The sequence below is a fragment of the Kribbella sp. NPDC003557 genome, assembly GCF_040610805.1.
Taxonomy (GTDB): domain Bacteria; phylum Actinomycetota; class Actinomycetes; order Propionibacteriales; family Kribbellaceae; genus Kribbella.
The window spans coordinates 838,275-860,139 of record NZ_JBEXMY010000003.1; the positions used below are offsets into that span (position 1 = coordinate 838,275).

Annotated in this window: 22 protein-coding genes, 1 tRNA gene and 1 pseudogene; 17 read left to right on the forward strand and 7 right to left on the reverse strand. The window is 69.2% G+C overall.

Features of this window, described 5'->3' with window-relative positions:
* The first annotated feature begins 65 nt into the window (after nucleotides 1-65).
* Genes ABZW60_RS15950 through ABZW60_RS15960 form a run of 3 tightly spaced genes read left to right on the forward strand, consistent with a single transcriptional unit; the run spans nucleotide 66 to nucleotide 2,582 of the window.
* A complete protein-coding gene (locus ABZW60_RS15950) occupies nucleotides 66-626 on the forward strand; it encodes a 5-formyltetrahydrofolate cyclo-ligase (protein ID WP_355477344.1) in 561 nt (186 codons plus the stop codon).
* Nucleotides 619-1,518, forward strand: coding sequence for a phosphotransferase (locus tag ABZW60_RS15955; protein WP_355477345.1), 900 nt, complete (start codon nucleotides 619-621; stop codon nucleotides 1,516-1,518). The genes ABZW60_RS15950 and ABZW60_RS15955 overlap by 8 nt, the downstream gene beginning before the upstream one ends.
* Entirely contained in the window at nucleotides 1,518-2,582 is a 1,065-nt protein-coding gene (locus ABZW60_RS15960) for a serine hydrolase domain-containing protein (protein ID WP_355477347.1), read from the forward strand. The genes ABZW60_RS15955 and ABZW60_RS15960 overlap by 1 nt, the downstream gene beginning before the upstream one ends.
* On the opposite strand, the gene ABZW60_RS15965 is transcribed toward ABZW60_RS15960, so the two are convergent.
* Nucleotides 2,583-5,123, reverse strand: a complete 2,541-nt coding sequence (locus tag ABZW60_RS15965; protein ID WP_355477348.1) for a penicillin acylase family protein — start codon at nucleotides 5,121-5,123, stop codon at nucleotides 2,583-2,585.
* 187 nt (nucleotides 5,124-5,310) lie between these two features.
* Between ABZW60_RS15965 and ABZW60_RS15970 the strand changes: the two genes are divergently transcribed.
* The 3 genes from ABZW60_RS15970 (at nucleotide 5,311) to mscL (ending at nucleotide 6,835) form a co-directional block, all read left to right on the forward strand.
* Nucleotides 5,311-5,658 (forward strand): FmdB family zinc ribbon protein, encoded by a 348-nt coding sequence (locus ABZW60_RS15970; RefSeq protein WP_355477350.1) that lies wholly within the window; start codon nucleotides 5,311-5,313, stop codon nucleotides 5,656-5,658.
* Between the two features lie 57 nt (nucleotides 5,659-5,715).
* Nucleotides 5,716-6,330 carry a hypothetical protein gene (locus ABZW60_RS15975; RefSeq protein ID WP_355477352.1) on the forward strand — a complete coding sequence of 205 codons (615 nt, stop codon included), beginning with the start codon at nucleotides 5,716-5,718 and terminating at the stop codon, nucleotides 6,328-6,330.
* A 118-nt stretch (nucleotides 6,331-6,448) separates the two neighbouring features.
* Nucleotides 6,449-6,835 (forward strand): large conductance mechanosensitive channel protein MscL, encoded by a 387-nt coding sequence (gene mscL / locus ABZW60_RS15980; protein ID WP_355477354.1) that lies wholly within the window; start codon nucleotides 6,449-6,451, stop codon nucleotides 6,833-6,835.
* 30 nt (nucleotides 6,836-6,865) lie between these two features.
* On the opposite strand, the gene ABZW60_RS15985 is transcribed toward mscL, so the two are convergent.
* The 3 genes from ABZW60_RS15985 to ABZW60_RS15995 are packed head-to-tail and all read right to left on the reverse strand — an operon-like array spanning nucleotide 6,866 to nucleotide 8,161.
* A complete protein-coding gene (locus ABZW60_RS15985) occupies nucleotides 6,866-7,372 on the reverse strand; it encodes a GNAT family N-acetyltransferase (protein WP_355477355.1) in 507 nt (168 codons plus the stop codon).
* A gap of 10 nt (nucleotides 7,373-7,382) precedes the next feature.
* A complete protein-coding gene (locus tag ABZW60_RS15990) occupies nucleotides 7,383-7,979 on the reverse strand; it encodes a hypothetical protein (RefSeq protein WP_355477356.1) in 597 nt (198 codons plus the stop codon).
* 41 nt (nucleotides 7,980-8,020) lie between these two features.
* On the reverse strand, nucleotides 8,021-8,161 hold the full coding sequence (locus tag ABZW60_RS15995; RefSeq protein WP_355477357.1) for a hypothetical protein: 141 nt from the start codon (nucleotides 8,159-8,161) through the stop codon (nucleotides 8,021-8,023).
* Between the two features lie 305 nt (nucleotides 8,162-8,466).
* On the opposite strand from ABZW60_RS15995, the gene ABZW60_RS16000 reads away from it, so the two are divergent.
* From ABZW60_RS16000 to ABZW60_RS16030, 7 genes are all read left to right on the forward strand, one after another.
* Nucleotides 8,467-9,078, forward strand: coding sequence for a hypothetical protein (locus ABZW60_RS16000; protein WP_355477359.1), 612 nt, complete (start codon nucleotides 8,467-8,469; stop codon nucleotides 9,076-9,078).
* A gap of 142 nt (nucleotides 9,079-9,220) precedes the next feature.
* The gene (locus tag ABZW60_RS16005) at nucleotides 9,221-10,525 is read left to right on the forward strand and encodes an alpha/beta hydrolase (RefSeq protein ID WP_355477361.1); all 1,305 of its coding nucleotides are present in this window, start codon (nucleotides 9,221-9,223) and stop codon (nucleotides 10,523-10,525) included.
* Between the two features lie 92 nt (nucleotides 10,526-10,617).
* Nucleotides 10,618-11,112: a SigE family RNA polymerase sigma factor gene (locus tag ABZW60_RS16010; RefSeq protein WP_355477362.1), complete on the forward strand. Its 495-nt coding sequence runs from the start codon at nucleotides 10,618-10,620 to the stop codon at nucleotides 11,110-11,112.
* Nucleotides 11,109-11,717 carry an META domain-containing protein gene (locus tag ABZW60_RS16015; protein WP_355477364.1) on the forward strand — a complete coding sequence of 203 codons (609 nt, stop codon included), beginning with the start codon at nucleotides 11,109-11,111 and terminating at the stop codon, nucleotides 11,715-11,717. Before ABZW60_RS16010 ends, ABZW60_RS16015 begins: the two co-directional genes overlap by 4 nt.
* A 93-nt stretch (nucleotides 11,718-11,810) precedes the next feature.
* On the forward strand, nucleotides 11,811-13,100 hold the full coding sequence (locus ABZW60_RS16020) for a hypothetical protein (RefSeq protein ID WP_355477365.1): 1,290 nt from the start codon (nucleotides 11,811-11,813) through the stop codon (nucleotides 13,098-13,100).
* 36 nt (nucleotides 13,101-13,136) lie between these two features.
* Nucleotides 13,137-13,209: transfer RNA gene (locus tag ABZW60_RS16025), tRNA-Arg, on the forward strand.
* Between the two features lie 244 nt (nucleotides 13,210-13,453).
* Entirely contained in the window at nucleotides 13,454-15,751 is a 2,298-nt protein-coding gene (locus tag ABZW60_RS16030) for an arylsulfatase (RefSeq protein ID WP_355477367.1), read from the forward strand.
* Between the two features lie 69 nt (nucleotides 15,752-15,820).
* Here the strand turns inward: ABZW60_RS16030 and ABZW60_RS16035 are convergent, their stop codons facing one another.
* Nucleotides 15,821-17,515: a S8 family serine peptidase gene (locus ABZW60_RS16035; RefSeq protein ID WP_355477369.1), complete on the reverse strand. Its 1,695-nt coding sequence runs from the start codon at nucleotides 17,513-17,515 to the stop codon at nucleotides 15,821-15,823.
* Between the two features lie 117 nt (nucleotides 17,516-17,632).
* A complete protein-coding gene (locus tag ABZW60_RS16040) occupies nucleotides 17,633-18,178 on the reverse strand; it encodes an AAA family ATPase (protein WP_355477371.1) in 546 nt (181 codons plus the stop codon).
* Between the two features lie 107 nt (nucleotides 18,179-18,285).
* Here ABZW60_RS16040 and ABZW60_RS16045 point away from each other — a divergent pair, with 107 nt between their 5' ends.
* Nucleotides 18,286-19,188, forward strand: a complete 903-nt coding sequence (locus ABZW60_RS16045) for an NAD-dependent epimerase/dehydratase family protein (protein WP_355477373.1) — start codon at nucleotides 18,286-18,288, stop codon at nucleotides 19,186-19,188.
* On the opposite strand, the gene ABZW60_RS16050 is transcribed toward ABZW60_RS16045, so the two are convergent.
* Nucleotides 19,189-19,734, reverse strand: a complete 546-nt coding sequence (locus ABZW60_RS16050) for a GNAT family N-acetyltransferase (protein ID WP_355477375.1) — start codon at nucleotides 19,732-19,734, stop codon at nucleotides 19,189-19,191.
* A gap of 152 nt (nucleotides 19,735-19,886) precedes the next feature.
* Between ABZW60_RS16050 and ABZW60_RS16055 the strand changes: the two genes are divergently transcribed.
* The 3 genes and pseudogenes from ABZW60_RS16055 to ABZW60_RS16065 form a co-directional block, all read left to right on the forward strand.
* Nucleotides 19,887-20,606, forward strand: coding sequence for a DUF2993 domain-containing protein (locus tag ABZW60_RS16055; RefSeq protein ID WP_355477377.1), 720 nt, complete (start codon nucleotides 19,887-19,889; stop codon nucleotides 20,604-20,606).
* 76 nt (nucleotides 20,607-20,682) lie between these two features.
* Nucleotides 20,683-21,375, forward strand: a complete 693-nt coding sequence (locus ABZW60_RS16060; RefSeq protein WP_355477378.1) for a PadR family transcriptional regulator — start codon at nucleotides 20,683-20,685, stop codon at nucleotides 21,373-21,375.
* Nucleotides 21,372-21,865, forward strand: a pseudogene (locus ABZW60_RS16065) (hypothetical protein); the annotation flags it as partial. The gene ABZW60_RS16060 and the pseudogene ABZW60_RS16065, both read left to right, overlap by 4 nt.

A 21,865-nucleotide genomic window follows, 5' to 3' on the forward strand; every position in this document is an offset into this window, starting at 1 on the left:
GCACCAACCCTAGGGGACGCACGGTAATCCCAGTGTTGCGCGCGTCACGCTCATACGATCAGAACGTGTTCCAGACGAAGGCCGTGGCGCGGCAGCACTTCCTGGCGGCGCGAGGGCTGCGGCCCCGCGCGGAGGGACTGCTGGCGAGCGCCCAACAGGTGCTGCCCGAGGTGTACCGAGTCGCGCTCTACGTGTCCATGGGGCCGGAGCCGCAGACCGGGGCGCTGATCGACTGGCTGCTCGCGACACACCGCGAGGTGCTGCTGCCGATCCTGTACGCCGACAACGACCTGGGCTGGGGTGTCGCCCCCGGCGCGGCGGACCTGGTGCCCGGTCGGCTCGGTCTGTCCGAGCCGCCGATCGACCTGGGCTCCGACGCGATCGCCACCGCTGACCTGGTCATCTGCCCGGCCGTAGCGGTCGCCCGTGACGGCGTACGTCTCGGCCGCGGCGGCGGCTCGTACGACCGGGCACTCGCCCGCGTCAGCCCCGGCACGCCGGTCTGGGCCGCCGTCTACGACACGGAGATCGTCGATGCCCTCCCCTGTGACGCGCACGACCGGCCGGTCGACGCCGCGCTGACACCAAATCGGTTGATCCCGCTGCGAAGATCGGGAGATGACTGAGACCGCGGTCCAAGCCGCAGCCACAGCCGCACGTTCCCTCGGCCTCACGGTCACCGACCCGACTGTCCTCTACGAGGCGTTCTCGACGGTCGTGCGCCTGCAGCCGTCACCAGTCGTCGCACGAGTGCCCATGAACCTGCCAGGCGACCTTCAGCACGAGCCCGGGCGCCAGCAGCGCGAACTTGACGTGGTGACCTGGCTGGTGGGCCAGGGCCTGCCCGTAGTGCCGCCGAGCCCTCTCGTACCGCTCAAGCCCGCGGAGCAGGACGGGCTGACCATGACCTTCTGGACGTACGTCGAGGTGGACAAGGCTGCTGAACCGGACTATCTCGCGGCAACGGCGCGCGTACCGGAGCTGCACGCTCAGCTCGCGGCCTACCCGGGAGAGCTGCCCTGGATGACTCCGCTGCGGCTGATCGGATCCGGTCTGGCCGCAACCGAGGCGGTGCCGGGTCTGCTCGAGCAGGAGGATCTGGGCCGGGCGAGAGCCGAGTGGAAGGTGCTGGAGCCGGTCCTGACCAGCAGGTCCGGTTTCGAGGCGGTCTTCCCGTCCGCGACCGTGCAGCCGCTGCACGGCGACGCACCGTCGTGGAATCTCATCACGACCGTCGACGGGCCGCTGTGGGCCGACTTCGAGGACGTATCCGTCGGTCCGATCGAATGGGACCTCGCCGGCTTCGGCCCGGACCTGTGCCGCGCGTACGACGAGGGCGCGCGCTCCCGCGGTCTCCCGACGCTGGACCCACGCATCCAGCAGGTGATGGACCTGGCCCGCGTACTCCAGGTCCTGGTGTGCACCCCACTCGTCCCGCAGTTCCCCGGTCTGGCCGACGGCATCCGCATGTTCGCCGCGCAGTGGCGGGAGATGCCGTTCGCTGCTGGACTGAGCTGATGCTGCAGAGATACGTCGACAGCGGCGTGGTGCCCGGCCTCATCAGTCTGCTGAGCCGAGGCGACGAGACACGGGTCGAGGTGCTCGGACGAACGGCGTACGACGGCCCGGAGCTGCAGCGGGACAGCCTGTTCCGCATCGCGTCGTTCACGAAGCCGATCGTCGCGGCCGCGGCCATGGTGCTGGTCGACGAGCTCCGGCTGTCACTGGACGCACCGGTTGCCGACGTACTGCCGGAGCTGGCACAGCCCGTCGTACTGCGGGAGCCGGACGGTCCAGTCGACGACACGGTGCCGGCGGAGCGGCCGATCACGGCCAGGGACCTGCTCACCTTCCGGCTCGGGCTGGGCGAATCGGACAACGCTTCGCTACGGCAGCGCGAGGAGGAACTGGAGCTTCATACCTTCGGGCCGCCTGTGCCGCGGACTCCACTCGAGCCGGACGAGTGGATGCGGCGCCTCGGAACGCTGCCGTTGCAGTACCAACCGGGCGAGCGCTGGTTGTACTCGACGGGCTCGCATGTGCTCGGAGTACTCATCGCCCGGGTCACTGGCCAGCCGTTGGAGGACTTCCTGCGCGAGCGGATCTTCGAGCCGCTGGGGATGAGCGACACCGGGTTCACGGCGGTGGATCCGGCACGGCTGACCACGGCGTACGTCGGTGACGACCTGCTGGACCCAGCTGCGGAGAGCCAATGGCTGACGCCGCCGTCGTTCCCTGATGCGAGCGGTGGACTCGTTTCGACGGTCGACGACTTCCACGCCTTCGCCCGGATGCTTCTCTCCGGCGGTGCCGGTGTGCTGTCGCCCGCAGCGGCCGCCGAGATGACGAGCGATCAGCTCACACCGAAGCAGCGTGCCGCGGCCGCCGACTTCCTCGGGCCGGAGACCGGCTGGGGCTACGGGGTGTCCGTCAGCGCCGACCGGTACGGCTGGGCGGGCGGTCTGGGCACGCTGTGGTCGACCAGTCCGGTCGACGGGACCATCTCGATCCTGCTGACCCAGCGGGCGCTCTGGACCTGGCCGGAGGAGCTGTTCGCCGAGGCCGTCGCGCCCGCCTGGTGACTACCGGTCCGGCTTCGTGAAGGTCAGGGAGTGCTTGCGGGTCGCCTCCACCGCACCCTTGGTGTAGGCCCACTGCAGGGTCTCGCCCTTGACCCACAGGTCGGTCTGGTCGGTGTAGTTCGACGAGAACGCGTGGCCCGAGACACCGGTCAGGTTCACCCAGCGGGACTTGTCGAAGTCCGACAGGTCGACGACCATCCGCATCGACGGGGTCGCCGTCACGGCGTACCCCTCGGAGGCGTCCCAGCCGGTGGCGTCGACGATCGACGCCCCGCCGCCCAGCTCGTACGGGCCGCGGTTGAAGATCTTGCGGACCAGGCTGATGTCCGACGTCCCCAGCGTCTGGTTGGTCAGCGTGAGCCTGTGCAGCCGGCCCCACTGCCAGTTGGCGGGCTCCCGCGCCATCTTCTGGGTGATCTCGGTCCGCGCGTTGATCAGGGCCTCGCGGAGGATGTCGTCGCGGCTCTCCCGCTGCGGCGTCCCGATGTTGTCCCACCAGCCGCTGTTCTGCTGGGCGATCAACGTGTGGACCACCTCGAACCACCGGGAGCCGCCGTCCGGCCAGGTGCCCTCGGGCATCTGGTCGTGGAACGTCAGCGCGAGCAGGTTGCGCCAGACCACGTTGAAGTACGCCGCGGCCGCCGAGTCCGGCGGCTGGGTGAAGTCCCAGTTCCGCAGGGTGTCCTGGCCCTGCTTGTCGAACGCGTCGTCGATGCTGATCCGGAGCAGGTACGGGACCAGCATCTCGGCGATCTTGTTCTTGGTGTCCAACTGGATCGACGCCATCGCGTTCGCGTCCAGCTTCCCGGCGGCCTTGATCCGGTCGAGGATCTGCTGCGACCGGTAGCCGTAGTCCCAGGAGTTCGTCAGGTAGTAGCTGTACGTGTTCGGCACCACGGCCTGGTTGGCGGTGACGATGATGCCGTCCGGCGGGTCGAACTCGGTCGGCAACGCGTCGAACGGGACGTACCCCTTCCAGGCGTACTTCGGGTCCCAGCCCGGGACCGGCCAGTCGCCCCGGCCGGTGGTGCGGATCGGGACCAGCCCGGGCGCCTGGTAGCCGATGTGGCCGTCGGTGTCGGCGTACACGAGGTTCTGCGAGGGCACCTCGAACTGCTGCGCGGCGGCCCGGAACTGGGTCCAGTTCTGCGCGGTGTTGATGGCGAACAGGGCGTCGGCGGTCCGGCCGGGGTTCAGCGCGGTCCACTGCAGCGCGACGCCGTACGCGGTCGGGTACTTCGCCTGGGCGGCGGCCGCCTCACCCACCTTGCGCTCGTCCTCGCCGACGTCCGAGATGAGCGGACCGTGCCGGGTCTCGCGGACGGTGATCTTCACCGGCTCGTCCTCGCCGGCGACCTTGAACGTCTCCTCACGGGTGGCCATGGCGCGCCACTTGTTGTTGTAGAGGACGTTGTTGCCCTCGATCCGCTCCAGGTAGAGGTCCTGGACGTCAGGGTCGAGGTTGGTGAAGCCCCAGGAGATCGCGTTGTTGTGGCCGATCACCACGCCGGGCAGACCGGAGAAGCTGAAGCCGGAGACGTCGAACGGACAGGTCTTGCCGACGTTGTTGCAGTGCAGGCCGACCTGCGTCCAGATGCCCGGCATGGTCGCGCCCAGGTGCGGGTCGTTGGCCAGCAGCGGCTTGCCGGTCGTCGTGTGGTCACCGGAGACCACCCAGGAGTTCGAGCCGACGCCGTCACCCTGGCCGAGCAGCTGGGGCAGGCCCTTGGCGACCTTCTGCACCGAGTCCAGTGACTTCAGCAGGTCCTGGGTCAGCATCCCCCGGCGGAGCTCCGGGCTGACCGGCGCGGTGGTGAACTTGCCGTCCTTCCCGATCGAGCCGCCCGACAGGATCGGCTGGTTCCGGTCGTACGGGTACTGCGGGTAGAGGCTCTCGACGTTGCGCGCCGGGAACGCCGCCAGCAGCTTCGTCCGGGTGACCTCCTCGTCCAGGTTGCCGCCGAGGTCCCACGCCATCGCCTTCAGCCACGCCAGCGAGTCCGCGGCGGTCCACGGCTCCGGGCGGTAGTTCTTGGGCCCGCCGGGCTGGAGGGACAGGACGCCGTACTCCAGGCTCAGGCCGGAGCCGCTGTGCGTGGCGAGGTAGGCGTTGACGCCGCGCGCGTAGTCGTCGAGGTACTGCCGGGTGGTCGGGCTGAGCAGCGGCAGTTCCTTCTCCGCGACCCGCCGCCAGCCGAGGGTCCGGGTGAACTTGTCCGTCTCGAGCGCGGTCTTGCCGAACAGCTCGCTGAGCCGGCCGGACGTGACGTGCCGGCGGAAGTCCATCTCGAAGAACCGGTCCTGCGCGTGCACGTAGCCCTGCGCGGCGAACAGGTCGGCCGGGGTGTCCGCGTAGATCTGCGGGATGCCGTTGGCGTCCCGGACCACGCTGACATCGGCGTCCAGGCCGTCCAGCTCGATCGTTCCGTCGTACGTCGGGAACGAGTGGCGGACGACGAAGACGACGGTTCCCGCGATCACCAGGAGGACCGTGGCGAGGGCGATTCCGCTGATGATGACGACTCGAAGCAGGCGACGCACGGACCAACCGTAGAGAATCCGCCCGCCCTCCCCAAATGGGGTCCCTCACAACTTTGCGTTGCTCTGCGTCCGCTGGACATGGACGCAGAGTTGAGGTAGATGGACACGGGTTTGGAATACTTCGGCCCGCTGGCGCATTATTAGCAGTCGGGTAGTAGGAGTGCCAGCGGCCTGAAGGGAACCGACCGTGCCGACGTACCAGTACCAGTGCACCGACTGTGGCGAAGCGCTCGAGGTGCGCCAGAGCTTCACGGACGATGCTCTGACCGTGTGCCCGAACTGCCAGGGGAACCTGCGCAAGGTCTTCAACGCCGTGGGCGTCGTGTTCAAGGGGTCCGGTTTCTACCGGACCGACAGCCGGTCGTCCGGCAAGAGCTCGTCACCGGCGAAGTCCGAGGCGTCCTCCTCGTCGTCCGGCTCGTCATCCTCGTCCTCCACCTCTTCCGGGTCGTCGTCCAGCGGTTCCTCCGGGTCCTCGGGAACGACGACGTCCTCGAGCAGCTCCTCGTCGTCCTCGGGCTCCAGCGCGGCCTGACGGCCGCCTGTGGATAACTGAAGGGCGACCGCCGGAGAAACTCGTACTTTCTCCGGCATGAAAATCCCATCGCTTCGTGACCTGCTCCGGGCGGCCCGGTGGCACCGTCGGCTCCTCGCCGGCATCGCCGCCGCGGCCGCTGTGTACTTCGGACTGCTCGCCCTCTCCCCCGCGCCGCCACCGACCGTCGCGGTGCTGGCCGCCGCGCACGACCTGACAGGCGGCGTCACGCCGGCCCGCGACGATCTGCGGACCGTTGACCTCCCACCTGCCGCGGTGCCGGCCGGTGCGCTCAGACCCGGCAGCGAGCTGACGAGTCGCGTGCTCAGCGGACCCGTCCGGGCCGGCGAGCCACTCACCGACGCCAGATTCCTGGCGCCGCCCGCCGTGCCGTCCGGCTCGGTCGCGTATCCGTTCCGCGTCGACGACGCCGACGTCACCGCCCTCCTCCGCGTCGGCGACCGCATCACGCTGTACGCCGCGGCGAGCACCACCGCGGACGCCGCGACCGTGCTGGCCCGCGCCGTTCCCGTGGTCGCTCTGCCTGCACCCCGATCGACCACCTCGGGAGCGCTGATCGTGGTCGCCGCCGCGCCGGAGGCAGCCGCCCGTCTGGCGCAGGCCGGGGCGAACGCCCGAATCACTGTCGCGCTGACACCGGACACGAGCTGATCACTCGTCGGATTTGTCACGGCACGATGTGTCACCACGCGGCGCGGTCGCTCGCTCTGACGAACCCGCAGCCCTAACTTGTCCGGGTACAACCCACCCGCTTCGTGGAGGCACCCACATGCTCAAGGGCTTCAAAGAATTCATCATGCGCGGCAACGTCGTCGACCTCGCGGTCGCCGTCGTCATCGGCGCGGCGTTCACCAAGATCATCGGCGCGGTCGTGGACGGTTTCATCAACCCGCTGATCGCGGCGATCTTCGGCAAGACGGACCTCACCGGTGTCTGGAACTTCAAGATCAACGGTGCGCAGTTCTCGATCGGCCTGATCCTGGACGCGACGCTGAACTTCCTGTTCGTCGCGGCGGCCGTCTACTTCTTCATCGTGATGCCGCTGAACAAGCTGGCCGAGCGTCGCAAGCGCGGCCAGGAGCCCGAGCCCGCGCCGCTGACCACCGACCAGGAACTGCTCACCGAGATCCGGGACCTGCTGAGCGCCCGCCGGTAACTCCCGCCGCGGCAGGTGGACGCAAAACCCTCAGCCCCTGAGCTCGCCGACGTCCACCTGCTCACCGGCATAACGCATCCAGCGGTACGGGACCGGTTGACCGTCGTTCCACTCCTCCATCAACGCGGCGGGGACGTCGACGAAGCCGCTGCCGTGGTAGGCCCGGATCGCCGGGGCGTTCTCCGGGCGGACCCGCAGGAACACCTCCGAGTAGCCGGCATCCAGCGCCGGGCCGAGCAGCGCCCGCACGAGTTCACCGCCGACCCCACGACCCCGGAGCTCCGGATCCACGATGATCCGGGCGAGTTCGACCTCGTCCTCCTCGTCGTCCAGCCAGACCTCGCCGTACCCCACCGGCCGTTCGCCGTCGAACAGCAGATAGGAGTGGATGTCGGAGTCGACCGTCCGCCAACTCGCCAGCAGTTCCTCCGGGAACGGGTAGACCACCCGCCCGGACAGCAACGCCACTTCCCGCTCGTCCATCGCCCAGCCCGCGACCCGGACGCCGTACCCGTCGTCGAACCCCCGAAGCTCCACGCTCTTCCCCTCAGTTGACGAACTCCACGATCGTTCGCACCAGCTGATCCTGGTAAGGCGGGCCGCTCCGGTCACGGAAGGCGGGCGTCGGCGGTTCCGGACACCCGGCCAGCTCACGACTCCCCCGGATCGACCCCAACAGCGCGTCGACCGTCTTCCGCTGATGCGACGGATTCTCCGGCACCGACGGCAGGACCGCCACCCGAATTCGGTCCAGCGACGCCAGTTCCACGTCCGCCACACCCCGCAGGATGCCGCCCGCGAGCAGACCGTCCGCGGCGGCCGGCGGGCAACCACGACTCACCATCCCGGCCCGCGCACGCTCGTTCGCGGCGGCGTCGTCGCCGGTCGCGGGCCACGCCAGAAGGAGGCGATCGACCAGCTCGGGAAAGCTCAGCGCCAGCAGGACCGCGACGGTACACCCATTGGAGGCTCCAACGATTCTTACCGGACCGGAACGTTTCGCCAGGTGTTCACCGAGGGCCGCGACCTCGACGTCCCATCCGCTCGCACAGCGCGGTCGGTCGGGTGCAAGTACTTTCGTGTCCAGGGCGGCATGCAGGCGTTCGGTGATGCCGGTCGCACCCCAGAACGCGTCGGCGTCCATGGGCTCCCAGAGGCCGCCGTGGACGAGAACCACCGACGCGGTCATCCGTGGTGCGGGGGGACCTCGTTCAGGATGCGATCGTCGTCGTCGGTGCCGAAGTCGTTGTCACCCCAGGTCCGCGGGTCGTCGTCGCGCGTCTGCTCCGGCAACAGCGGCTCGTCGTCTTCGTACGGGCTCGTCATACCTCCAGATTACCGAGTCGACGCGACGATCCGGGATCGAGTTTCTCCCTGACCAGTGCCGCGGCCACGGGGTTCGGTGGGAGTCCTGCGCGGTGATCCGGAGGAAGGCGGCCTAGTCCAGCTCAGAACACACGACGTCCTAGGTCGGCGGTCGTGGCCAGTGCGCGGACGTTACAGGTGCGGCTCGGTTGGGGCTCGATCGGGCGGCGTGACCGGATAGACGCGCCGCCGTGATGTTTCGGCACGCGCGGCGTGACCCCGTTCCACCATCATGGTGGACCTTGCCAACCCGGAAGGACCGAGTCGTGAGTGCACAACGGACACGGGGCCTGATCGGTGCGACGCTCGTCGTGGCTGTGCTCGGAGTTGCCGCCGCCTGCGGCACCGAGGACGCCTCGTCCCCGCCCGCCGCCCAGCCCACCCAATCGACGACCCCGTCGCCCACCCCTTCGACGAGCCCGTCAGCCAGCCCGAGCGGTACGCCGAGCATGGACTGCCCGGACACCATCGCGGCCGTCCGGGCCGCCACCGACAAAGCGGTCTGGGGCCAGGGCGCGGCCGCCTCGAAGTTCAACCCCGTCAGCGTGGCCATCTGCCAGTACGAGCCGCAGGCGACCGGGCAGAACTACGCGACGGTCACCACCAAGCGGATGGGCAAGCAGGCCACTGAGCTGCTCGCCCTGATCGACGCGGCGAAACCCGTCGCGAAGAAGCCGGCCGTCTGCACCAAGGAACTCGGCCCCACCTACGTCCTGCGGTTCACGGACAACGACCGAGGCGTCCTGTCGTTCACCGCTGAAGCCTTCGGCTGCCGCCGCCTCGTGGCGACCTCCCTGGAAGGCCAGGGCAAGCCCGGCGCCCTGCCGGCGCCGCGCCAGGTGACCGCCGAGCTGACCAAGTCACTCGGCCTCCGCTGACCCTGCGCGGACGCGCCCCCCGAAGCCGTCCGATGTGGGGTCAATCCGCGCCTGCCTTGCGGGTCCCTCTCGAGGTCGACCCGCGAGGCAGGTTGCGGCGGTCGCCGCTGTGCCGCACCCTCGGGCCTGAGGGGAGGAGCGCATGCGAACGATCCGGCTGCTGTGCGCACTCGTCCTCGCCTGCACGGCCTGCTCGACTCCGGAAGCCGAGACCAGCCCCTGCACGCAGGGCTTCACCTGCACAACGCTGCACGTCCCGCTCGACCGGCAACGCCCTGACGGGCCGTCCCTCGACCTGTCCGTCATCGCTGCCGACAACGTCGACGCGCCGCGCGGCGTTCTCCTGCTCCTCACGGGTGGTCCCGGCCAGCCCGGCGTACCGCTGCTGCGCAACCTGCGGCGCAACGTGCACCCTGACGTGCTGCGCGAGTACCGACTCGTCATGTTCGACCAACGCGGCACTGGGTCCACCGGCATCAACTGCCCTGCACTGCAAGAGACCGTGGGCGGTTCGGACTTCCTCACCCCGCCGGCCACGGCCGTCGACGAGTGCGCCGAACGCATCGGGCCCGGCCTCGGGTACTACGGCACGCCGGACACCGTCGACGACATCGAGCAGCTGCGTCAGTCCCTGAAGGTCGATCGGCTCACGCTCGACGGAACGTCGTACGGCAGCTTCACCGCGGCGCAGTACGGGCTCAAGTACCCCGACCACGTGCAGGCGCTCGTGCTGGACTCCGTCGTACCGCACAAGGGCTTCGACCCGATGGGCGTGGATCTGATGGCGGCGTCCGGTGAAGTCCTCGAGGCAACGTGCCGCCAGGACGTCGCCTGCACGACTGATCCCGTCGCGGACCTGGCCTGGCTGGTGCAGCACGGTGTGAGCGGCACCGACCTGATGGAGATGCTGTCGGTCGCCAGCCTCAATTCGGTCAACCCGTCCCTCAAAGGCATCCCAGCGATCCTGCACGCCGCTCGCAACGGTGATGACACCCGTCTGAAGCAGCTGTTCCAACGGACCACGAGCAAGGGCCTGACCTACGACACGCTGTCCGCCGGCCTCCACATGGCGACCCTCTGCTCGGACCTCCGCTACCCCTGGTCCGGCAAGCCGGACCGCAAGGCTGCCCTCGACGACGCAGTACGCCGGTTGAAGCCGGACCAGCTGTACCCGTACGACGTGGCGACCGCACGGAACCAACTGATGATCCAGGGCTGTCTACGCTGGCCTGCCGCCCGCGTGTCGACATATCCGCCCGGACAGGAGCTCCTGCCGCGCACGCTGATCCTGCATGGAAGCAACGACCTGTTCTGCCCACTGGACTGGGCCAGATGGGAGCAGGAGCACGCGCGGGACGCGAAGTTGGTCGTCGTACCGGGGAGCGGCCACAGCGTGCAGCGTGATCTACGCGGGCAGCAGGAGGTCCGGGAGTTCCTGCTGCAGTAGAGATCGAACTGTGTACGAACAGTTGCATCAGCTCGGCGACTCGATGCGTCTAATAGACGTGAGGAGTTGTACGCCCAGCCAGGGAGTGGCGAGTGGAGTTCGAGGAGTACGTGTCCGCCCGTGGACAGGAACTGGTGCGGCTCGGGTTCACGGTCTCCGGCGACTACCAGCGTGCGGAGGACCTGGCGCAGATCGCGCTGATGCAGGCGTTCCGTTCCTGGCGCAAGGTGCGCAACGCGGACGACCCGCACCACTACGTCCGGCGGATCCTCGTGAACGAGTACCTCTCGATGACACGCCGGCGTTCGTTCAGCGAGGCGCCGACGGCCGACCTCGACCCACAGCGCGCCGTGCCGGACCACGCCACGCACGTCGTGAACTCGGACGACCTGTGGCGCGCGCTGGCGACCTTGACCGCCCGGGAACGGGTCGTGCTCGTCCTGCGCTACTACCAGGACCTGGACGACCGGACGATCGGCGACGTACTGGGCATCAAGCCGTCCTCGGTGCGCGCGACCGCCAGCAGAGCGCTCGCCTCGCTCCGCCAAGCCAGAGACTCCAACCGCGTTGATGAGAGGTTGTCGTGAGCAACACCGATCTCGAGGATGACCTGCGAGGGACCTTCGAACGTGCCGCGGCCTCGGTGCCGGAGGCCGACGGGCTGAGCGAGCGCGCCGCCACCGGCGCCCGCCGCGCCCAGCGGCGTACGTGGATCGCTTCCGGCGCCGCCGCGGCCGCGGTGGCGGCGATCGCTGTGGCCGGGTTCGGGCTCGCCGGTTCGCAGGACAAGCCGACGCAACCGCCCGTCGCCGCCGGCGAGGAGAAGACCGCGGTTGTGGGAGCGACGCCACAGGTGCTGTCCGCCCAGGCCGTGGCCGGCAAGTGGCGGGCCGTGCAGATGCTCGGCACCCAGTCGCTGAGGGACTCGCGGCCCGAGGACCCGGTGCTGGTGTTCAAGCCGGACGGGACCTGGACGGGCTCCGACGGCTGTAACGGGCTCCAGGGGACGTACACCATCGGTCAGCGGGGCGCGTTCACCGCGACGGTCGGCCCGCAGCACCTGGTCGGCTGCGAGAACGTGCCGCACACCGGCGTATTGCACGCCGCGAAGCGGATCGCGGTCACCAGCGACACGCTGCAGTTCTTCGGCGCCGACGGGCGTCAACTTGCGACGTACGCTCGCGCACGGTAGTCAAATCTGCTCGCGGACGGTGATCAGGGCTTGACGGAACGGAGTCCCTGACCGGACCATCTAGTGGTTTGGTCCACCGATCTGGGGAGCTTCGTGCGACTCTCTGTCACCGTCCCGTTGGTCACACTCGGCTCCGCCTCACTCTTCGCAGTCGCCCTCACCGCGCCCTCCTCGGGTGCGGTGACGGGTGCCGCCGCGTGCTCCCACGCGCAGCCGGGCGCGAGCTCGACCGAGGCGAAACGGCTCGCGCAGCCGACGTCCGCGTCCGACGCGCGACCGCTCGGCGAGTCACTCGGGGACGGCATCTCCGCAGCGGTCCAGTCGCTCGAGCCGCTGGATGCGACGGGCCGCCCGACGTCCGGCCTGCCGTACGGGCTGAGTCAGGGCGTCATCGGTGTGGTCGGCTCGGCGACGACCGGTTACAAGGTCGTCGTCGACTCCGCGAAGCTCGACGCGAAGAAGTACCAGTCGGCGATGGCCCGCAACCTGCCGGCCGCGGGCAAGCCGCTGGTCAAGGTCGAAGCCAGCTGCCGCTCGGCCCAGTCGATCGCCGACGCGTGGAACGCGGTCGGCGATCGCGCGTGGTCCTCCGACGCGTCGCGGACGACGTACGCCGCGGACCTCGACCCGGCCACCGAGAACGTCGTCGTCGAGTACGACCAAGCGACCACCTCCCCCGCGTCGCTGGCCGGGCTCCACAAGCTGACCGGCGTACAACTGATCGCAGGGGCCCTCGCCCGGACGTCGCGGCTCAGCGACACCCCGAAGGGCGGCCACTGGGGCGGTGCCCGCATCACCTCATCGCTGAAGAACTGCAGCGCCGGCTTCTCCGTCGTACGGCGCTCCAACGGGCAACGGGGGTCGGTCACCGCAGGGCACTGCGGCGCGCCCGGCACAGTCTGGAAGTCGGGGCCCAACTACTACGGCACCACCACGGTCCGCACGAACTACCCGGACTACGACCAGGCCCTCGTCACCGGCAGCGCGTACGGCGCGAAGATCTGGACGGACGGTCCCGGCGACAGCGTCGACACGCGCACTGTCACCGGCGGCGGCGACCCAGGCGTCGGCACAGTGATCTGCCAGTCCGGCAGCTTCAGCACCTCGCTCTGCAACCTCACGGTCCGCTCGACGTCGGCGAAGTACTGCGACGCCGACGGCTGTACGACGTACGTCATCCGCGCCACCCGCGGCGGCCTGGTCGCGATCATCGGCGGCGACTCCGGCGGCCCCGTCTACTCACGCCGCGGCACCAGCTCCGCCACCGTCCGCGGCATCACCTTCGCCGGCGCCGGCTGCGCAGCGTCCCGCTGCACCACCCTCTACGCCGAACGCTACAAGTCCATCACCGGCCACCTCGGCGTCACCGCCCTGACCGGCTGACCGGTCCCCCAACTCCGCTAAGCTGTCCCCGCGTGCGCCCCCGTAGCTCAGGGGATAGAGCGTCGGTTTCCTAAACCGTGCGTCGCAGGTTCGAATCCTGCCGGGGGCACTCATCTGGAGTTCGGTCGGACCCAGCGGTCGGACCCAGCGGTCGGACCCAGCGGTCGGACCCTCGTCGGTGTGTTCACCCCCGGAGGATGAGGAGAGGCACCGGGCCCCGCGACGAGACTGGCGTCGGCAGGGCGCGGCCGCCCGTATCGGCTGTCGCCGTCGTCAGCAGGCGTTGTCCGGAGGGGAGAGCCGGCGTGACCAAGTCGTTCCGGGGAAAGATCGACATTGACATCAAGGATTCGGTGCCCGATTGGGAACCGTACACCCAGCCGATCGCCCCGGCTGATGCGCCGAATGTGTTGTACGTCGTGCTGGACGATGTGGGCTTCTCGGCGATGGAGCCGTTCGGAGGTCTGATCGAGACGCCGAATGTCGGGAGGATCGCCCAGCAGGGGCTGACGTACACGAACTTCCACACCACGGCGCTCTGCTCGCCGACCCGCGCCTGCCTGGTGACGGGGCGCAACCACACCACCAACGGCATGGGCTGCATCACCGAGGCGACGTCCGGGTTCCCGAACGCGAACGGTCACATCCCGTTCGAGTGCGCGAACATCGCCGAGGTCCTGGGCGAGCACGGCTGGAACACGTTCATGGTCGGCAAATGGCACCTGTGTGCCGAGGACGAGATGAACCTGGCCTCGTCGAAGCGGCAATGGCCACTCGGCCGGGGGTTCGAGCGGTACTACGGGTTCCTCGGCGGCGAGACGAACCAGTGGTATCCCGACCTGGTCTACGACAACCACCCGGTCCCGCAGCCGGCGTTGCCGGAGGACGGCTACCACTTGACGGTCGACCTGACCGACAAGGCGATCGAGTTCATCCAGGACTCGAAGGCGATCGCGCCGGACAAGCCGTTCTTCCTCTACTACTGTCCCGGCGCGGCCCATGCACCGCATCATGTGCCGACGGAGTGGGCCGACAAGTACAAGGGCCGCTTCGACATGGGATACGAGGCGTACCGCGAAGGCGTGCTCGAGCGGCAGAAGGCCCTGGGCATCGCACCGGAGAGCGCTCAGCTCTCGCCGATCAACCCGTACGTCGAGACGACGAGCCACGACGGCAAGCCCTGGTCCGAGGTCGACAGGGTCCGGCCGTGGGACTCGCTGTCCGACTCCGAGAAGCGGCTGTTCGCCCGGATGGCGGAGGTGTACGCCGGTTTCCTCAGTCACGCCGACCAGGAACTGGGCCGGCTGCTCGACTACCTGGAGGGCACCGGGCAGCTCGACAACACGATCGTCGTCCTCGTCTCCGACAACGGCGCCTCGGGCGAGGGCGGCCCGAACGGCTCGGTCAACGAGAACAAGTTCTTCAACGGTGTCCCCGACACGATCGAAGAGAACCTGAAGGCGCTGGACAAGCTCGGCGGGCCGCAGACGTACAACCACTACCCGACGGGTTGGGCCTGGGCGTTCAACACCCCGTTCAAGATGTGGAAGCGCTACGCGAACTACGAGGGTGGGACGGCCGACCCACTGATCGTCTCGTGGCCGCGTGGCTTCACCGCGACCGGCGAGATGCGCCGTCAGTACACCCACGCCATCGACATCGTGCCGACCCTGTACGAATGCCTGGGCGTCGACCTTCCCGATGTCGTCAACGGCTACACGCAGAATCCGCTGGAGGGCACCAGCTTCCGGTACAGCTTCGACGACGCGACCGCGGCAACCCGGAAGGAAACGCAGTTCTACTCCATGCTCGGGACGCGGGCGATCTGGCACCAAGGCTGGAAGGCTGCCACCGCGGTGCCGGCCGCGCCCGAGTCGTGGGGCGACTTCCATCAGCAACGGTGGGAGCTGTTCGACACCGAGACGGATCCGAGCGAATGCGAGGACCTGGCCGACAAGCACCCGGACAAGTTGCAGGAGCTCATCTCGTTGTGGTGGGCCGAGGCGGGACGTCTCCAGGCCCTCCCACTCGAGTCTCGCGACGCCGTGACGATCCTCACCACCGAACGCCCGCAGTTGTCGAAGCCCCGGACGCGCTACGTCTATTACCCGGGCGGTGCGGAAATCCCTGAGTCGGTCGCCCCGAACATCCGCAACCGTTCGTACACGATCGCGGCGGACCTCGAGGTCACGACCCCGGAGGCCGGCGGCGTGATCTTCTCGCAGGGTTCGAGGTTCGGGGGTCACACCCTCTACCTCGAGGAAGGAAAACTCCGCTACGTCTACAACTTCGTCGGCGAGCTGGTACAGACCATCGAATCCGACGAGCCGATCCCGGCCGGTCACGTCGTCGTCTCTGCCTCCTTCGAGAAGGAAGGCACCACGATGCCGACCGAGGGCGTGCTCAGCCTCCACATCCGGGACCGCAAGGTCGGCGAGGGACGGATCCGGACCCAACCGGGCAAGTTCGGCCTCGGTGGCGGAGGGCTGGTCGTCGGCCGGTCCGGAGCCGAACCGGTCACCGGCGACTTCCCCGGTGAGCGACCCTGGCCCTTGATCGGCGCCACCGTCAAGCGGGTCGCCATCGATGTCAGCGGCACCTCGTTCGCGGATCTCGCCCTCGAGGCGAGGGCCGCCTTCGCCCGGCAATAGCAGGCGGACCGATCGGCATTGCATGCGAAGTCACCCCCTCGGCGTTCGAGGGGGTGACTTCGGGGCGGGTCAGTGGCGCGTGACCGCCGCGTAGGCGTCGACGATTCCGTGGCCGTAGAAGCCGTTGAAGTCGCGGGTGCCTTCGCAGAGGGCGTTGAACTCGGCCGGGCGGCCCTCGTTGGTATAGGTCTGGAGCGGCGGGTTCGGGCAGGCGCGGGCCTGGGCAGTGTTCATCAGGATCTTGCCGACCTTGTCAGGGCTCAACCCGAAGTCACCGTGGCTCTTCTTGCCGTACTGGCTGACGATCAGCGCGGCCACTCCGGTGGCGTGCGGCGACGCCATCGACGTGCCTTGCAGGAAGAAGTAGTACCCGCACTTCGTGAAGTCCGTGACGCCGGCCGGGCACTGCTTCTGGGCGCCGGCGGCGACACCGTCGGGCGTGATGTTGCCTGCGGCGTCGACCAGTCCCTCGGCCTGCAGCGTGTTCACCGGGTAGGTCGACAGGATCAGATTCTCGTTCGTCCGGAACTGCGGTGTGCCGAAGTAGTCACGGAACCAGCCGCCCGGTGCGGACACCTCGATCTGCTCCAGGCCGTAGTTGGAGTAGTCGGCCTTCGTCGTCGACGGACCGAGCGCCGACACACCGATCACGTGCGGGCCCTCGACCGGCAGGTCGATGCAGGTCGCGTTGTCGATCGGCCGCGGGTACGCCGTGTTCAGCGGGAAGTCGGGGCTGCTGATGTCCGTGCGCGGCTTGCCGAGGTCCTCGTGGTTGTTGCCGAGCGAACCGACGAGCGTGACGCCGTGGTTGTGTGCGTAGTTCAGCGCCCGGGTCATCGCGCGGATGATGGTGCGCTGCTCGGCCTGTGCCTCGGGGCTGTCGGCCGGGTTGGCGGTGCAGTTGTACAGCCACGGGTCCACGTAGAAGGACATGTTGACGACGTCCAGCCCGACGTCACCGGCGTACGTCAGTGCGTCCGTGACCGGTCCGAGGAACAGGAAGCCGCTGTCCTGGCCGCCGCGGATCTCCACCAGCGTCACGTTCGGCGCGACACCGGAGACACCGACGCCGTTGGCCGCGGCACCGATCGTGCCGGCCACGTGCGTGCCGTGACCGCTGTCGTCCCAGCCGACCGGGTCGACACAGCCGCGGAACTCGCAGACGCCGTCGATCTCCGGGATGTCCGGTGCGAAGTTGCGGGACAGCTTCCAGTCGAAGTTCGGCGCGATGTCCGGGTTACGGGCGTCGATCCCCGAGTCGAGCACGCCGACCTTCACCGACTTCTTGCCCGGCTGGACCGTGCGCGCCAGGTCGGAGCGGACCATCCGCAGACCCCACAGTTGCGCGTCCAGCGGATCCATCCCGACCGCCTGCTTCTTGGCGGTCGCGGCCTTGCCGGTCCCGCCGTTCTCCTGCTCGACGGTCCGCGGCTTCTGCTGCGGGACCGAACCGATCGGCCGGCTGCGGGCCGCGCCCTCGACCGCGCTCGACGCGGACACCCGGGTGACGAACCCCGACGCGGCCGCGCGCACGGTCAGCGTGCCCAGGTGCGCGTTCTCCTTGACGACCTCACCGCCGGCGGCCTTGACCGCCGCGATGGCCTGGTTGCGGTCCGCGCCCGTCTCGAGCAGGACCAGGTACTCGGTATCTCCCCCACTGACTGCGGTAGCGCCTGCGCCGGCTGTGGCCGGTATCGCGAGCGCGGCGGCGATCAGGGCGGTCGCCCCCGTCGCCGCGACCAGACTTCTCCGGATTCCCCTCACGAGCGGATCCCCTCCCTGGAGAGTGAGTGTGACGGGCCTCACGGTAGGGCGGGGTGCGGCGCCCGAGAAGGGGACGACGTTGTCAGGTTTCGAAGCAAACGACTGATTGCTCCCGGATCAGCTCTTCAAGTAGACGTCGACCTCGGGCAGTACGTCGGACAGAGGCCGCTTCATGTCCAGCTGGAGGTAGTAGTCCGACGGGCGTACGACGCGGTCGGACGCACCGCGGAAGTACGCCTCGCCGTCCTCCAGGTCGTCGCCGAGGTCCACCGGCGGAAGGTCCACACCGCGACGGTGGGTCCGCAGCCGCGAACGCCGGCCGAGTCGCTCGTCGAGGAGCTTCAGATCATCCAGCCGGCACTCGATGTAGCGGTAGCTCACGTCCTGCGCCTCGGCGATCTCCAGGCCCTCACTCAGGATTCTCGGCCAGAAACACGGGCTGTCCATGACCACGGGATGCCCTTGGCCGAGCACCTGACGTGCCAGTCCGTACATGACCTCGTACGACGCCGGGCCGCTGAGAGCGAGGTCGACGCCCGCGTCGAGAACACCGGTCTTGATCACGTCGTAGTCGATCGCCACCGCACCGAAGGTGTCGACGACGTGGGCTGCGACGGTGGACTTACCCGCTCCTGGAACACCCGACATCTGAAGCAGGAACATGCTTCTCCACCCTCCGGCCGTCGTGACAGGCTCATGCTCTCAACCACGAGGATCACCACTCGCCCTAGTGTGTTGCCGACGCCTGCCATCGAGTGGAGGGACTGCGCGTGCACGTTGTCGTCGGAGCCGGGGCCGTAGGGAACGTGGTCGCGCGGCTGTTGGTCGAGCGGGGCGAGCAGGTCCGCGTCATCTCGCGCTCGGGAAGTGGACCCGACGGGGCGGAGCTGGTCGCGGCCGACGCCAGGAGCGGACTCGTAGAGTATGTCGACGGCGCGACGGCGATCTACTCGTGCGCGGCGCCGCCGTACGACAGGTGGACGACCGAATGGCCACTGATCAGCGCGGCGTTGATCGCAGCGGCCGAAGCGTCGGGGGCGGTGCTGGTGAGCACCGGGAATCTCTACGGGTACGGCGCGGTGGACGGGCCGATGACCGAAGACCTGCCGATGCTGCCGAACACCGTGAAGGGGCAGGTGCGGGCCAGGATCTGGGCCGACGCCCTGGCTGCCCACCAGGCAGGGCGGATCCGGACCGCGGAGGTACGCGGCTCCGACTACCTGGGCGCGGGAGCCGTGTCGCCGTTCAGCGTGACGGTGTTGCCGAAGGTGATCGCCGGCAAACGCGGGACGATGCCGGGCGATCTCGACGCGCCGCACAGCTGGACGTACGTCGGCGACGTCGCGCGCCTGCTGATCGCGGTCACCGGCGACGAGAGCGCGTGGGGACGCGCCTGGCACGTACCGACCGCCGCGCCGCTGTCGGTGCGCGAACTGGCGAGCCGTGCCGCCGAGCTGGCGGGTGCGCCGGCGGCGAAGGTCGCGCCGATGCCGACCGTGGTACTGCGGCTCGCGGGACTGGTCGACCCGGCCGCGCGGGAGCTGGTGGAGATGCTGTACCAGTGGCAGCGGCCGTTCGTCGTCGACTCGACCGCGGCAACCGTTGCCTTCGGCCTCAAACCGACGCCGACCGACGTCGCCCTCAGGGAATCCGTCGACGCGCTCCGGCGCTAGCTAGCTCCGCGCATCGGGTCGACGGTCGATGCGGTACAGCACGCTCGGGCGCAGCGGGCCTTCGGGCGCGCTCGGGTCGTCGAAGTCGTCGGCGGGATCGCGGGTCATGCCGATCCGCCGCATCACCGCCTGGGAACGATGGTTGAGTGCAGTCGTCACGGCAAGGATCTCGGGGAGTTCGAGAGAGTCGAAGCCGTACGACAGCACTGCCAGCGCGGCCTCGGTGGCATAGCCGTAGCCCCAGGCCTGGCGTGCGAGCCGCCAGCCGATCTCCACTCCCGTGAACGGCATGTGGTCATCCACCTGGTCCAGGCCGGCGAAGCCGATGAACTCGCCCGTGGCCCGCACCTCGACCGCCCACCAGCCGTAGCCCCGGCGGTCGAAGTCGGCCTGGAACCCGGCGACCGAGGCAGCGCTCTGTTCACGGGTGAGCAGGTCGCCCAGGTGCTCCCGGACCTCGGGATCGGCGTTCATCGCCGCCCACGGTTCGACGTCGGAGTCCCGCCATCGACGGAGGACGAGGCGATCGGTGCGCAGTTCGGTCATACCGCCCACCCAACGTGAGCCGCCGCCTCCGGGCAATCGCTTTTCCCGCGGCGACCACGTTCGCGCGGAAAGGGCTCGAACCGGGTGACGTCCGGAGGAGTCTCACCATCCGGGTTCTAGGCTGTGCGGGGTCGACCGCGAGAAGGGCAGTGATGAGTTCCAGGAGACCAAGGCGGTGGTTCCGCCGGCTCGTCGTCACGTTGGTGGTGCTGGCGGTGCTGGCGATCGTCGTCGATCGCGCCGCCGCGTACGTGGCGGAGAACCAGCTCGCGTCGATGGCCGAGCAGGAGGCCAAGCAGTACGACGTCCGCTCGGCCGGCACGTCGGTGAAGATCGGCGGGTTCGGGTTCCTGCCGCAGCTGGTCAAGGAGGACTTCTCCAAGGTCACGCTGACGATGGAGAAGCCGACGTTCTCCGGAGTACCGGGCGAGGACCTGAAGGTCGAGCTGCAGGACGTGCACGTGCCGCGGTCGCTGCTCACCCAGCAGTCCGGTGCGGTGACCGTCGCGGCGACCGACCTGCGGCTGCAACTGTCGCCGCGCGAGCTGGCCCGGCTCGCCGTCAAGAGCACCGGGCTCGAGGGCCTGTCGTTCGTCGTCGTGGACGGGAAGCTGCACGCGAAGGCATCGATCCGCGGGATCGCCTTCGACGTGCCGATCCTTCCGCAGGTCCAGCAGGGCAAGGTCATGCTCGGACTCGGCGAGCTGTCCGACTCGATCCCGTCGTACGTCCGCGAGGCCGTGCAGAACCAGCTGGCGCAGGGCGTCACGCTGCCCGAACTGCCGTTCGGCGCGCAGCTCACCGGCATCTCCGTCGTCGACAACTCCGTCGTCCTGACCGCGGCCGTGAAGGACCTCAAGTTCAACGCGTGAGTCCCTTGGGTTGCGATGGTTCGCGATATATCGTCGAACTATCGCAATCACTTTTCGTGAGGGACGGGTGGTCCAGATGACCGGATCGGCGTACGCCGCGGGCTGGCCTTGGGCGCAGTTCGCGCGGCACTGTTCAACCTTCGACGACATCAGGGACGAGTTGCGCGCGGCGATGAGCGGGCATCGCGGGCACAGCGGGCAGCAGCAGAACTTCGGGCCGCCGTGGGGCATGTTCGGTGGCGGCGGGCAGATGTTCGGTCCGCCGTGGGGTCCGCCGCCGCGCTGGCGGGGGCCGAAGGCGCGGCGCGGCGACGTCCGGGCCGCGATCCTCGCCGTGCTCGCGGAGCAGCCGATGAACGGCTACGGCATCATCCAGGAGATCGCCGAGCGCAGCGGCGGGGTGTGGAAACCCAGCCCGGGCTCGATCTACCCGACGCTGCAGCAGCTCGAGGACGAGGGACTCGTGACGGCGGACGCGGAGGTCGGGCGGCGCACGTTCCGGCTGACCGACGAGGGCCGCACGTACGTCGCCGAGCACCAGGACGAGGTGTCCGCGCCCTGGGAGGCGATGAGCGCTCCGTCGGGTGACGACGAGAACGGGTTCAAGCCGCTGTTCGGGCAGGTCGCCACGGCGATGTGGCAGATCCTGGCGAGCGGTACGCCGGAGCAGCAGGCGAAGGCCCGCGAGGCGGTCGCCGACCTGCGCCGCAAGCTCTACGGCATCCTCGCCGAGGAGGACGACGGCACCGACCAGCAGGACCGTTCATGAGCTCCCCCGGCCAGGACCGCCCACGCCGCGGCAGGCGCCAACGCTGGACCGGCCAGAGCTGGACCGGCCCGAGTTGGACCGGACAGGGCCAGGGCTGGCCCGGACAAGGCTGGACCGCGCAGGGCCGGAACGGCCAGGGCTGGACCGGCCAGGGCTGGAACGAGCCGGGTTGGTCCGACGAGCCGGGCGACCGGCCACACCAGCACAGCTGGGGCGGTGACTGGCACGGCCGCGGTTGGAACGGCGAGTGGCACGCCGCCGCCTGGAACGACGACAGCACCCACGCAGACCGGGACAGCCGGGACAGCGGCGACAGCCGCGGTAGCCTCGGCGGCCGGGGCGGCCGGGACAGCGGCGACAGCCGGGACGGCCACGGCGGCCGGGACAGCCGGGACAGCCGGGACGGCCACGGCGGCCGGGACAGCCGGGACAGCCGGGACGGCCACGGCGGCCGGGACAGCCGGGACAGCCGGGACGGCCACGGCGGACG